Genomic DNA, 12,910 nt, shown 5'->3' with positions numbered 1-12,910 from the left:
AGCACCAAAAATAGTCGCAACTTGCCATTGCGCTTTTTCAGTGAACGTTTAGGTTTTGCCTGCCGAACAGTCACAATCCTCTAAGACGATCATTGTGAAACCGTATTCTTTTATGTTTATGAGCAAATAGTACCACTCACCTTTTCTCATGTCAACGCTTTCTTTTAAAATCTATCTTTATTTTTCTCGTTTGATGAGTCGATTTAGATGAATTGACAGGTACAGCATTTCCTCTGATGTAAGATCTCGATGATACGTTTGATACACATATTCTGCGATTTTCTTTGCGCATTCGTAGGCCTTCGGATATTTCACTTTGATCAGCTGATATAAGTCCTGATCCTCGCTGACAAGCAGGGTTTCGTTGATCAGACGCTGGACGAAAAAGCGCAAATGCGTGAGAAAGCGGTAAAAATTGAGTGATTCCTCATCAAACTCCATGTTGAGATGATATTTCACAATGGTGAGAATGGCATTGACTTCCTTTGTGATATTGACCGTCGTATTCATATCCTCATTGAGCTCTGCGTTAATGATATGCATCGCAATAAAGCCTGCTTCATCCTCCGGCAGTTCAATATGAAGACGCTCTTTAATCATCTCAAGACATTCCTTTGCCACGAGAAATTCATCTTTGTATAATCGTTTAATCTCCCAAATGAGCGAATTCTCAATCAGATGATTTTTCTTTAATCGTTCAATGGCGTAATGAATATGGTCTGCGAGTGATACATGCAGACTTTCATTTAATCTTCGGTTCAGCTTTGTATGTGCGTATTGGATCATTTCCTCGGTCACCTTGACCACATCATACGGAACCTCTTGCAGCAGCATTTTCATCCGCTCTTGAACGGAGTGATCCTCTAGGCGAAAGACTTTATCGATTAACGCTTCTTCCACCGGGTCCCCCGGACGTCTTTGAAAGGCGATGCCTCTGCCCATCACGACGATTTCTTTTCCATGTTCATCTATCACACTAATGACATTATTGTTTAGAACCTTTTGAATCTGCATTTCCAAACACCTCCGTCTATGACCAACAATCTTCACTCAAAATATGCTCTCATCTTAACACAACTGTCAAATCACTTGGTGTTTTTATCTGACTTTTGCAATAGATTTCTTAAATATTTCTACTACTCCATTGCTGGTCTGATTGTCCATCAGCCTGCATACAATACCCCGAGGAGGTGACCTTCTATGAAGGCTTTTTTCTGGTCTGCATCATTTTTATTCTTGCTCATCTTCACTCTCATCATTCTAGGCATCGTGTTTTGGCTTAGTGGACAAGGACCCGATCAGCTTTGGAGATATGTGCTCATCTCACTGGCCACAGCTGCTGTTTTGCGCGGCGTCACCACTTGGCTAAAGCGGCATGTGATGCATAATAGTTCATCCAAATAAAAACGGCTGCCCGCAGTGTTCAGGCAGCCGTTCCTTTATTCTTTGGATGATGCGGCTTCTTTTTGAGACATACGCAGTTCATCATTGATTTTCTTCGCATCCTCTAGAAACTCTGTTTCAAATCCACTTTTGAGTGCCCACATATAAAATAGCAGGGCAACCACTGTAATGAGCGCCATATCCCAGCCATAATGAATCACATTATAGCCACCAAATTTGTCACTTCCGAGACAGGAAATGGTCATCATCACAAGTAAGTACACAACCATCCAAGCACCCGCTTTAAAGTTGCGGCCGAAGCCCTTCCACTTCGCCTTTGCTTGATAGTAAAAATAGATAGGAAGGCCGATGAGAATAATGAACAGCACCTGACCTGTTAACGGCCATCTCGCCCAATACAGCGTCAATGAGGCAAACACAAAGCCTAGAGGCGCAATGATGCCGAGTCCTTTTATTCGAAGCGGACGATATAAATCCGTCCCTGTCTTTCTCAGCGTCATGACAGTCACTGGTCCTGTCAAATAAGAAATGAGTGTCGCGACCGAGATGATTTCAGCAAGTACACCCCATCCTCTAAATAAAAACAGAAAGATAAACGATACAGCTAAGTTAAAAAACATCGCTGGGCGAGGCACGCCATAAATAGGATGCAGACGGCCAAGCACACGCGGCATGTATTTGTTTTTTTCCATTCCGTAAATCATACGAGACGTCGTCGCGGTATACGTAATGCCTGTTCCAGAAGGTGACACAAACGCATCCGCATATAAAATCAAGACAAGCCAGTTAATCCCAAGCGCAATGGCAAGGTCAGCAAATGGCGAGTTAAAATTCAAATGCCCCCACCCATTCACAATCATGGATGGATCGACAGCCCCAATAAAGGCGATTTGCAGCAACACATAGATAACAGTCGCAATCAAAATCGAGCCGACAATCGCAATGGGAATCGAGCGGCCTGGATTTTTTGCCTCACCAGCCATGTTAATCGGGCTTTGGAAGCCATTGAAGGCAAATACAATCCCTGATGTCGCAACAGCTGTCAGCACACTTGCCCAGCCGTTAGGGGCAATACTTGTTCCAGAAGTAAAATTCTCACTATGAAAACCTACGAATAAGAGCGCACCAATTGTTAATCCTGGAATGACGATTTTAAAAACCGTAATGAATGTATTAGCCTTCGAAAACAACCCAACTGTCCAATAATTGAGCAAAAAATAAATCACAAGAAGGACACTAGCGACCATGAGCCCTTCTATCGTCAAAACCCCTTTTGTAACCAAATGGGTTGTCCACTTTGCCCACTCCCAAGGCCATGAGCTCATATACTGGACGGAAGCAACTGCCTCAACAGGAATCACAGAGACAATGGCAATCCAGTTCGCCCAAGCGGCGATAAATCCAATAAAAGAGCCGTGTGAATATTGCGTATATTTCACCATTCCGCCTGCCTCTGGAAACATTGCTCCGAGTTCACTATAAGACAAAGCGATAAATAAAATCACAACCATCCCAATCAACCAGGATAAAATAGCAGCAGGGCCGGCGATTTGAGCGGCGCGCCAAGCACCGAAGAGCCATCCTGAACCAATGATTGAGCCAAGACCTACCATCATTAAAGCGAAAGTTCCCATCCTACGATGCAAATGATTCATGTTCATAACACCTTTCGATTAAAATACAGAGCATGTGTCGAGCAAACGTCTTCCTTTAGCTGTTCACCTTTCATTCAATTGGCAAATATTTTCTAACATGAACCTTTATCCTTGTTCATTTTTTCGCCTGTTATATTATCTCTCAATTCTTCATTTTCTGAAATAGTCGAACATGCTTATTTCAAAAGAAAGCGCTTTGTCAACTGTTCAATCTAGTAGACTGATTAACTACCTTTACCCTTATTTTGAAAAAAACAAAACAAAAAAGAAAGAGGAAATGACTTCCTCTTTCCTGCTATGTATAGAAAAAAAGGATAAAGGGGGGTCCCTTTATCCTTGTGAAATCGCTTGTTCTTTTTCAATCACAGCTAGTCTTTCTTGAACTTCTTCTTCAGACAGATTGTGCTGTTTCACATAAAGATTACGTTCGCTTGTACGGCATTCATGGCTGCAGCTGCGCATATACTTATGCTCGCTCTCTTCCGTTGCAATCATTTTGCGGTTACATGCTGGGTTTGCACAGTTAACATAACGCTCGCAAGGCTCACCGGTGAAGAAATCTTTTCCGACAACCACGTGCTCTGTTTGATTGACTGGTACTGTTAAACGGTTATCAAACACATAGCATTGACCGTCCCATAGCTTCCCTTGGACTTCCGGGTCTTTTCCATAAGTGACAATTCCACCGTCAAGCTGAGAGACATCTTCAAAGCCTTCACGCTTTAACCAGCCTGAGAATTTCTCGCAGCGGACGCCGCCCGTACAATAAGTCAGGATTTTTTTCCCTTCAAGAATCTCTTTGTTGTCACGAATCCACTCAGGCAATTCACGAAATGTTTCAATATCAGGACGCACCGCACCTCTGAAGTGGCCAACATCAAATTCATAATCATTACGCGCATCAATGACCACTGTATCAGGTGATTGCATTTGCTCGTAAAATTCGACTGGGCTGAGATGCTTCCCCGTAAGTTCTAACGGATTTACGTCATCTTCTAAGCTAAGGTTCACTAGTTCATTCCGATGGCGAACGTGCATTTTCTTGAACGCATGACCATCTGCTTCGTCAATTTTAATCGGCATAGACGCAAAGCGTGGATCTTCTTTTAACGCTTGCATGTACTTGTCCGTTTGCTCAATGGTTCCTGAAACCGTTCCGTTTATGCCTTCTGCTGACACAAGGATACGGCCTAACAAACCAAGCTCCTTACAGAATGCTAAATGCTCTGCTGTAAACGTCTCTGGGTCCTCGATGGGGACATATTGATAGTAAAGTAAGACACGATATTGTTTTTCCATATATATAAACACCTCTTAAATTTAATGAAAACATACCGTTCTTTATCATACAGGAAATACATACCTAAAGGCAATGTCGGCGGCTTAATTCCATAAAACGGAAGGGTTTATCCCCTCATTTTGTCTGATAATTTGACAGAACTTTCTGTCCCTTAGCCTTTTTAAGATATGCCACGTTAAAGGTTTAGGCTAACCTGTCATTCACCATTTTTCCTCCAGCAATGGAACTCAGTCATCACAATTTTTGTATACCCACTCCCACTCGTTATCATCTCTGATGATTAGAGGTGCCCTCATGACACAAAGCAAATTTTATTGATAGTAAGTAATTTCAAATAATGGTACGATATTGGAAATACACGAAGGAATTCAAAGTATTGTGTTAGGGGGGATTTTGTTTGTTATTTGTGGGTACGGCCATTTTAATTGTGGTGTGTATTTCTGGGTCCATGATCGAGAAGAGAATAAAAAACCTGGAGCAACAAAACGATACCATCATAGAACTGTTAAAAGAACAATTGAACAATAAAAAATAGCTGTCTTGAATGAATATCTATACATAGATTCCGTTTTAAAATAGCTAAAAAAACTTTTCATGCACGCATTATCCAAACAGTTCCTTTTCTCGACATCCGGACTTTCATCTGGATGTTTTTTTAGTCGTCTGGGGATGTATATTGGAAACCCTTCATCACTTTTTCTTAAACTGAATATCATTAGTTTTACGTTCGCCATAAAAAAGCCCCCACATAGTAGACAGATTCGTACACTTTCTCTTTTCTGTCTACTATGTGGGGATCATATCGTCACACCTGTGCTTTTTTTTCGATTAAAAATCAAAGTTATCTGGGTCTGGACCTGTGCGCTCATCTTCATTGAGCTGGTCAATGACACCCATCTCGTGTGTGGACAGCTCGAAATCGAAGACCTGTGTGTTTTCGATGATTCGGCTCTTCGTCACAGATTTTGGAATGGTGATAATGCCATGCTGCAAGTCCCAGCGAAGAATCACCTGAGCCACAGACTTATCATGCTTTTTCGCAATATCCTGGAGAACAGGATGGTTCAGAAGCTTCCCGCTGCCTAATGGTGACCAAGCTTCTACATGAATCCCCTTCTCCTTGCAGTATTCACGTAAAGGCTCCTGCGTCAGCTTCGGATGCAGCTCAATTTGATTCACCATTGGCACAACTTCTGCCTCTTCTAATAAATCCTCTAAATGATGCTGATGGAAATTACATACCCCGATAGCTCGAACATGTCCATCCTTATACAGCTTCTCTAACGCTTTCCATGTCTCTTTATATTTGCCTTCAACTGGCCAATGAATTAAATAAAGGTCTAATACATCTAGTCCCAGCTTATTCATACTTGTTTCAAAGGCTTCGAGTGTTGATTCATAGCCTTGATCATTATTCCAGACCTTTGTCGTAATGAATAGATCATCGCGTGAGATGCCTGATTGCTGAATGGCTTTGCCTACCCCTACTTCATTTTGGTAGGCCGCTGCTGTATCAATGCTTCGGTAGCCCGCCTCAAGAGCGTCTGTGACTGCATTGACAGCCTCATCTCCATCTTTTACCTTCCATACACCAAAGCCTAGCTTCGGCATTTTTACTCCGTTTGCTAATGTGACTGTATCTGTTAATCCACTCATCAAACAAACCTCCGCTTCATTTTTACTTACCAAGGACTATACCCGAATTTTTTATGGATCATGCATGAAATGCTGACTGATGTTATTTCATAAATTGCCCCATATCGACTTGATTGGCATCAACGATTTGATATTCGCTCGTTTGATCTTTCGTTTTAGAAAAATCATATATCTCTAAAAATGATTGGTCGTAAAAAGTCAGACCATATGTTTCCTTCTCATTCTCATACACTCTGATCCAATAGGGCTCTTTTGAGGTTTTTTTAGCTTCATTCGTTTTCTTTAATTTCATGCCTGAAAATTCCTTCAGCAGCTTTTGAATATCCTCTTTCTTTTCCACCACAACACGTTCTTTATCATGCTCAATTTGAATTGAAGTCTTTTGATCAATCGAGACCACATCACCAAAAGAGTATGTTTTCGTATTCATCATAAAATAACGACGACTAAACCAATCATCCTCCTCAGAGAACACCTGAAGACCGTGCTGTTTCAGCAAGGCGGATGTCACACCGTCTCCAGCCCTTGTTTTGCCGTTAAAATCTCCTCGATAAATCATCCGGCTCCCGCAGGAAGGGCTGTACTCTTTTAACACAACTGATGTTGCTCCAAGAGACTGTACCTGCTCAAGCGTTTCTTTTGCACCTTTTACATACATCTCAGTCACATCTGTTCCATGAACATCGACAACAGAAGCCTGCCCCCGTAATACATCATGTCCGTCACCGCCAATGATTTCTGCTGGAGGCCTTGGCGTGGAGAAGCCGCCAAGCAGCTCGGGACAAACCGTGACCGCCTTTCCCTCCTGAACAAGCTCCTCGATTCGCTGATCTAATCGATGGCTGCCATTATAACGAACCTTCAATCCAGCAAGACAAGCACTGACCACAATCACGCCTGTTCCTCATTTCTATGGGTCGAGCGTTTTCTGCTAACAGAAAAATAAATACTTACCGGCAAGCAAAAAATCGTATACACCAAAAAGGGCAGAGCACAATACAAAGCAGCCGCCCACATCGACCCTTCAACTCCTGTAATGCCAAAAAAATAAACAAATAATAGCACGCTGACAAACAACCCAACGAACGGCATAATGAACATAGATTTTTTAAAATTTTCTAACATTTCTTTCTCCAATGTGGCTCTCTCCTTTTGATCATGATCAAAAAAACGTCAATATATGTTAATTTTACCATATAAAAAACCGAATTCATCTAGTTTTATGATGGCTTTCGGTCGTTTTTGATCTATATTTTTTCTTTCCAAGCCTTTAAGAAGCGCTCAATCACCTGTAATTCATCTTCATGAAACTGCTCGAGAAATTCTAAATAGGATGTGACTGCTTTTTCATGTAGTTCATCATGCAGCGCCGCCAACTGCTTGCCTTCCTCTGTCAATGAATAATAGACGGATTTCTTATCACCTTGCCGGTGGCAATAGTCGACCATGCCTTTTTCAATTAGTTTTTTCACAGCCTTTGTAATGGCTGGCTTTGATAGTTTCAGTTGTTGAGAAAGAAATGTATTATTAGATTCATTTGGATGGGCTTGAATCATGGATAAAATGTGAAGCTGTGTGAGTGTCCAATCTTGTTTGAGTGTATCAGTCGTGGTAATCAGTGGATCTGTTGGATCATTCCGTCTCTTTTCCCTATGCATAATCAGATCTTGAATCGCTTTTAAGACAACCTGCTCTTTTGTTTCCATCTGAACCTCCACTCTTAACTGGTTAATAAAAGGGTACTAATAATCAAGTGAGGAGTCAAAAGAAATGTGAATGCGAGAAAAAGAACAGGCCATCGGACCCGATAAGTGTATGAACTTTTCTACTAGATTACCCGAACATGTCCCATCCCCCCTATTATTTGCTATAATTCGTGGAGATATCATCCAATTTATAAAGAAAAAAGGTGAGCTAATGAAACCCGAACAAGAAAAAGCCATTCGACAGTTAGAAGAAAAGATCCATCTGTTTTCTTCTGCTGTGAACGGAGCCTTCCTCGCATCGGACGATTTCGTTCTATCAAATACTCATATATCGACTGATACGTTCAATTTGCTATTACCGACATCAGCGCAAATCCAAGATCCACAACAAGTGAAAACGACCATCGAACACATGCAATCACAGAAACGAACCTTCAGCACATGGGTAGATCACCGCTTGCTTTATTCTGATTGGGCTGATTTATTGAAGGAATATCAGCTGGAAGAGGTCGAACGCAATACCATCATGATGCTTGAGCAGACAGAAGACATTGATCCCGTCACTTCTCCATCACTTACAGTCAAGGAAGTACTTGATGCCCAGACACTGCTTGATTACAAAGATATCTTTATCGAACTATTCAACGAGTCACAGGAAGCCATCGCCTTAGAAAACTATTTCCAGCGTTTTTCTATTGAATCATTACACTCAAGAGCTCGCATGTTCGTTGGATATGTACACCAGAAGCCAGTCACAACAGGCTTATTAATTGAGACAACAGACAGCTATGGTATTTATGATGTCATCACAAGGGCAGAGCACCGAGGAAAGGGACTTGGCAGTGCCATGTTTCATTACCTTCTGACCCAGACAGAGAATAAACAAAAGTGTGTGATTCTACAAGCCTCAAATGACGGCAAACATATTTATCAGCGCGCCGGCTTTCAACCAATTGGTGAAATGATTGTTTTTGAATAGACATTTTCTCAAAAGTGCTTGAGAAAGAGCAAGGGAGTTGCAGGGATACCTCCTCTTTTGCTCTCGAATTGATGATGCAGATCTCTTGCTGAAAAATGAATGTACATTCATTCATCTCTTTGGTACATTTAAAAAAAGGAGCTGAGGAAAGATGGTTCAACCGGGGGATCAGTTTCAAACAAGCAGAACCTATACACACGAAGACGTGATTCAATTCGGGAAAATGACAGGCGACCTCGGGAAACACCATACCGAGCTTGATGATCAGGGCCGGCGAATGGTTCACGGCTTTCTAACGGCAAGTCTGTCCACGCAGCTAGGCGGACAGTTTCATTTTATTGGTCAGGACATGTCATGTACGTTTATCCGCCCTGTTTATACAGGTGATACGATTACATGTCAAATGGAGGTCACCAAAGTGGAACCCCTTGAACAATATGACCGTGTCCACCTTTTTTCCCGCTATATCAACCAGCATGGAGAAGAAGTCATTACTGGTAAAAGTGAAGGTGTGATTTTGAAATAAAAAGCTGCCTATGATTAGAGGCAGCTTATAGATTGTTGATAAAGGGCTAAAATGATCTTGATTTTAGCCCTTTGTCTTCTTTTCAGCGTAGCTTGAAAACCCTTGCAGACCTGACACCGAATGCGAGGGTTTGTCTACACGCTGAAAGCTGCCTATGATTAGGTAGCTTATTCAACATGATGCTGACGATCCATATAAAGTGGCGGTCTCTTTAACGAAATCACCGCACAGCTAAAGGCAATCAGCACAAACACCGCACCGAATTTAGCCAGATCAACAGATGAACCGGTCATTGTAAACATAACACCGCCAACCGCTGATCCAATCGAGATACCAATTTGCAAGGCCGATGTATTTAAACTTTGCTGAATATCAGACGTGACAGGATCTGTTTGAATCAAATAGCTCTGCAAAGCAGGCGTCAATGCCCAGCTGAGCGCTCCCCATAGGACAACCATGACCATAAAGAGCACAAACACACCCGCTGTATAAGGAAGGATAAACATGACAACCGCAAACGCCATTGTTACAAGTAAAATGGCTTTCCCTGACCCTAGTTTGTCACTAAGCCAGCCCCCAAATCCATTCCCGCCAATCGACGCAAGCCCGAAGACCAAATAACAAATACTAATCCAAAACGGAGTCATATGCAGCACTTCCATCAAAAATGGCGTGAAATAAGAATAAAGCATATAGTGGCCTGCAAGCATAAACAAACTGATTAGGTGTGCACTGAAAATTTTCGGATGACCTAAAGAACGAATCTGCTCTCTAAGAGGCGTGACTTTTTCAACAGGCATTTTTTCCAATAGAAAATAGATCAGCACCATCGATATGGCCGATAGAATACTGATTCCTAAAAACATCACTCTCCAGCCAAAGCTCTCTGTAATAAAAATACCGATCGGTACACCGAGAACAAGTGAAGAACTAATCCCAATAAAAATCAATCCTAATGCCTTCGCGCGATGCGCTGGTTCCACCAATTTAGCAGTGATTGTCAGTGATAACACCACCACAAGCGCTGTACTCATCGCAATCAAGACCCTAGATATCATGACAAGGGCAAAGGTTGAACTAAAATAAGTGAACACATTGCCTAGTGTAAACACCAATAACGCGATTAAATAAAGACGCTTTCGTTCAATTTTGGCTGTGACGGTCAGCAGCACGGGTGCTGAAATGGCATACACAATCGCAAATACCGTGATGAGCTGTCCGGCCGTCGCAAGAGACACATGTAGATCCTCTGCAAGACTTGGCAAAATGCCCCCGACCACAAGCTCAACTAATCCAACCGCAAAAGTAGAAACGGCTAATAAATATACTCTCCAGTTCATGTCTAACATCCCTTCTGTATATCATCGCTTTCACTTTTGATACAGGGTGCAGACAAACAAAAAAACCCTGATTACAAAAAAGGAAAGCGCGCTTTTGTAATCAGGATTTATCGGATCCTGGTAGAAACCCTCAAACCATATTATTGAGGTTATACAAGTCTATTTTTTCTTCAAATATATTAGCATAGCCTCACATAACTAGCAAGCTGTAAAAATAGGAAATGACTGCAAATTCACACATCAAACAAAGCACTCAGAACAGCATGAAAAGAAACCCCAGTACAACTTGCTTTCTCCTCCATTTACAGGTAAACTGATGAAAAATCAACGAACATTGATCAACGTACATTTGGAATAGTAGCTTGAATCGACCTTTAACAGAGAGGGAACGGTGCTGAGAAGTTCCTACTGACATCTTCAAGTGAACCTGCCGATTTAGTTCTGTTTCATACAGCGGTTCATACCGTTATCATGATCGAGTGTAAAGCTGTGCTTTAAATTAGGGTGGTACCACCAGAAATGGTCCCTAACGTAAAGCACAGCTTTTTTTGTTTTTAAAAAGGAGGAACCTGCAATGTCAAAGAAACAATTTGTTGAGAAAATTACAAGCATGGAAGACGACTTTGCTCAGTGGTATACAGATGTTGTCACAAAGGCGCGGCTCGTCGATTATTCAAGCGTTAGAGGCAGTATGATCATTCAGCCATACGGCTTTAAAATTTGGGAGAATATTCGCGACGAACTTGACCGCCAGATTAAAGAAACCGGTCATGAGAATGTCTATATGCCGCTCTTTATCCCAGAAAGCCTATTGCAGCAAGAAAAGGATCATATCGAAGGCTTCGCTCCTGAAGTGGCGTGGGTGACACATGGCGGTGAATCTGAACTACAAGAAAGACTCTGCGTCAGACCAACCTCTGAGGTGCTATTCGCTGAGCATTACAAAAATATCATTCACTCCTATCGCGATTTACCGAAGCTGTATAATCAATGGGCGAATGTCGTCCGCTGGGAAAAGACCACACGTCCATTTCTCAGAACCCTTGAATTCCTCTGGCAGGAAGGACATACATGTCATGAGACTGAGCAAGAAGCCATTGAAGAAACAGAAAGAATGCTCCATATCTACGCCTCTCTTTGCGAAGAGCTTCTTGCCATTCCTGTCATTAAAGGGCGAAAAACAGAGAAGGAAAAATTCGCCGGCGCCCGTTTCACCTATACGGTTGAAAGCTTAATGCATGATGGAAAGGCGCTTCAAACTGCCACTTCTCACTTCTTCGGGAACGGATTTGCCAAAGCATTTGGCATCGAATTCTTAAACCGTGAAGGAAAACTAGAGCATGTCCAGCAAACCTCTTGGGGCTTCACCACAAGAATCATCGGCGCCATGATTATGGTACATGGCGATGACAGAGGACTTGTTCTGCCGCCAAACATTGCACCAATCCAAGTACGTATCGTGCCAATCGCTTCTCACAAAGAAGGTGTACTGGATCATGCGTATGAATTGAAGGATCGACTCGCCGGCATCGCACGTGTAGACATCGATGCAAGCGATAAACAGCCAGGATGGAAATTCAACGAGTGTGAAATGCAGGGCATTCCTCTACGTGTCGAAGTAGGACCAAAGGACATCGAAAAAGGACAGGTGATGCTCGCAAGACGAGACACTGGTGAAAAGCAAGCCGTCACATTAGATGCACTTGAACAAACCATCGCATCCACGCTGAAAGACATTCAGCAGACGATGTACGAAAAGGCAAAGGAACGATTACATGAAAAAACATCCCACGCTCACACAATCGAAGACATCGAGCACATTCTTGCGGAAGAAAACAGATTGATCAAGGCGATGTGGTGCGGTGACGAAGCCTGTGAAAATGATATCAAAGAAAGAACAGGTGCGACCTCACGCTGTATCCCATTTGAACAGGACACCATTTCTGACACATGTGTCTGCTGCGGAAAGCCTGCATCTGAGATGGTGTTCTGGGCAAAAGCCTATTAAACATATGAACGATAGAGAAGCATCTCTCGCGGTGCTTCTTTTTTTGTTAAAAAGACCCAAACACCCATTGACCTCACCTGCACGATCCCCTATAATTCATATTAATATAATCGGTTTTTAAGACTTTAACTGGAGTGGTGATATATGAAGCGCTGGCCCTCACTGTTTGCCGAACGCTGCCCTAAATGTAAAACAGCATTAGAAGTCTCAAAGTCCAATGCCCTGCAAGGCAAAGTCGTGAAAACATGTCCCAACCTTCATTATCAAAAAGAGTATCACCCAGCACTTGAAACGTATATCGAGCACGATGACATCAAATAAAAAAGACCGACACGT

At 42.3% G+C, this 12,910-nt stretch carries 13 protein-coding genes, 1 pseudogene and 1 riboswitch; of the genes and pseudogenes, 6 read left to right on the top strand and 8 right to left on the bottom strand.

What is annotated here, in order from left to right; all coding sequences use genetic code 11:
- Nucleotides 1-177 precede the first annotated feature (177 nt).
- A complete protein-coding gene (gene licT, locus IEE86_RS17965) occupies nucleotides 178-1,014 on the bottom strand; it encodes a BglG family transcription antiterminator LicT (protein WP_191098391.1) in 837 nt (278 codons plus the stop codon).
- A 186-nt stretch (nucleotides 1,015-1,200) separates the two neighbouring features.
- Between licT and IEE86_RS17960 the strand changes: the two genes are divergently transcribed.
- Complete coding sequence (locus IEE86_RS17960; protein ID WP_191098390.1) at nucleotides 1,201-1,404, top strand: hypothetical protein; 204 nt, start codon at nucleotides 1,201-1,203, stop codon at nucleotides 1,402-1,404.
- Nucleotides 1,405-1,439: 35 nt separating this feature from the next.
- Here the strand turns inward: IEE86_RS17960 and IEE86_RS17955 are convergent, their stop codons facing one another.
- Both IEE86_RS17955 and trhO read right to left on the bottom strand, forming a co-directional pair.
- Nucleotides 1,440-3,059, bottom strand: a complete 1,620-nt coding sequence (locus IEE86_RS17955) for an APC family permease (protein WP_191098389.1) — start codon at nucleotides 3,057-3,059, stop codon at nucleotides 1,440-1,442.
- Nucleotides 3,060-3,389: 330 nt separating this feature from the next.
- On the bottom strand, nucleotides 3,390-4,358 hold the full coding sequence (gene trhO / locus IEE86_RS17950; protein WP_191098388.1) for an oxygen-dependent tRNA uridine(34) hydroxylase TrhO: 969 nt from the start codon (nucleotides 4,356-4,358) through the stop codon (nucleotides 3,390-3,392).
- Between the two features lie 398 nt (nucleotides 4,359-4,756).
- On the opposite strand from trhO, the gene IEE86_RS17945 reads away from it, so the two are divergent.
- Nucleotides 4,757-4,894 (top strand): hypothetical protein, encoded by a 138-nt coding sequence (locus IEE86_RS17945; RefSeq protein ID WP_191098387.1) that lies wholly within the window; start codon nucleotides 4,757-4,759, stop codon nucleotides 4,892-4,894.
- 293 nt (nucleotides 4,895-5,187) lie between these two features.
- On the opposite strand, the gene IEE86_RS17940 is transcribed toward IEE86_RS17945, so the two are convergent.
- The 4 genes and pseudogenes from IEE86_RS17940 to IEE86_RS17920 all read right to left on the bottom strand — a co-directional run bounded on the left by IEE86_RS17940 (nucleotide 5,188) and on the right by IEE86_RS17920 (nucleotide 7,721).
- Nucleotides 5,188-6,015 (bottom strand): aldo/keto reductase, encoded by an 828-nt coding sequence (locus tag IEE86_RS17940; RefSeq protein WP_224741078.1) that lies wholly within the window; start codon nucleotides 6,013-6,015, stop codon nucleotides 5,188-5,190.
- Nucleotides 6,016-6,460: 445 nt separating this feature from the next.
- Nucleotides 6,461-6,910, bottom strand: a pseudogene (locus IEE86_RS17930) (2-thiouracil desulfurase family protein); the annotation flags it as partial.
- Entirely contained in the window at nucleotides 6,907-7,152 is a 246-nt protein-coding gene (locus IEE86_RS17925; RefSeq protein ID WP_191098385.1) for a hypothetical protein, read from the bottom strand. The gene IEE86_RS17925 and the pseudogene IEE86_RS17930, both read right to left, overlap by 4 nt.
- A 110-nt stretch (nucleotides 7,153-7,262) precedes the next feature.
- Nucleotides 7,263-7,721: a MarR family transcriptional regulator gene (locus IEE86_RS17920; RefSeq protein WP_191098384.1), complete on the bottom strand. Its 459-nt coding sequence runs from the start codon at nucleotides 7,719-7,721 to the stop codon at nucleotides 7,263-7,265.
- Between the two features lie 211 nt (nucleotides 7,722-7,932).
- Between IEE86_RS17920 and IEE86_RS17915 the strand changes: the two genes are divergently transcribed.
- Nucleotides 7,933-8,700 carry a GNAT family N-acetyltransferase gene (locus tag IEE86_RS17915; RefSeq protein ID WP_191098383.1) on the top strand — a complete coding sequence of 256 codons (768 nt, stop codon included), beginning with the start codon at nucleotides 7,933-7,935 and terminating at the stop codon, nucleotides 8,698-8,700.
- A 151-nt stretch (nucleotides 8,701-8,851) separates the two neighbouring features.
- Nucleotides 8,852-9,226, top strand: a complete 375-nt coding sequence (locus IEE86_RS17910) for a MaoC/PaaZ C-terminal domain-containing protein (RefSeq protein WP_191098382.1) — start codon at nucleotides 8,852-8,854, stop codon at nucleotides 9,224-9,226.
- A gap of 167 nt (nucleotides 9,227-9,393) precedes the next feature.
- Here IEE86_RS17910 and IEE86_RS17905 read toward each other — a convergent pair whose 3' ends face one another.
- Entirely contained in the window at nucleotides 9,394-10,566 is a 1,173-nt protein-coding gene (locus tag IEE86_RS17905; RefSeq protein WP_191098381.1) for an MFS transporter, read from the bottom strand.
- Between the two features lie 77 nt (nucleotides 10,567-10,643).
- Nucleotides 10,644-10,743, bottom strand: a riboswitch (purine riboswitch).
- 397 nt (nucleotides 10,744-11,140) lie between these two features.
- Here IEE86_RS17905 and proS point away from each other — a divergent pair.
- On the top strand, nucleotides 11,141-12,574 hold the full coding sequence (gene proS / locus IEE86_RS17900; protein ID WP_191098380.1) for a proline--tRNA ligase: 1,434 nt from the start codon (nucleotides 11,141-11,143) through the stop codon (nucleotides 12,572-12,574).
- A 144-nt stretch (nucleotides 12,575-12,718) separates the two neighbouring features.
- Complete coding sequence (locus IEE86_RS17895; protein ID WP_012008772.1) at nucleotides 12,719-12,895, top strand: hypothetical protein; 177 nt, start codon at nucleotides 12,719-12,721, stop codon at nucleotides 12,893-12,895.
- Nucleotides 12,896-12,910 lie beyond the last annotated feature (15 nt).

The sequence above is a fragment of the Bacillus crepusculi genome (assembly GCF_014764715.1).
GTDB lineage: Bacteria > Bacillota > Bacilli > Bacillales > Bacillaceae > Bacillus.
Note: the sequence above shows the minus strand (reverse complement) of the source record. Positions and strands in the feature narration are given on the sequence as shown.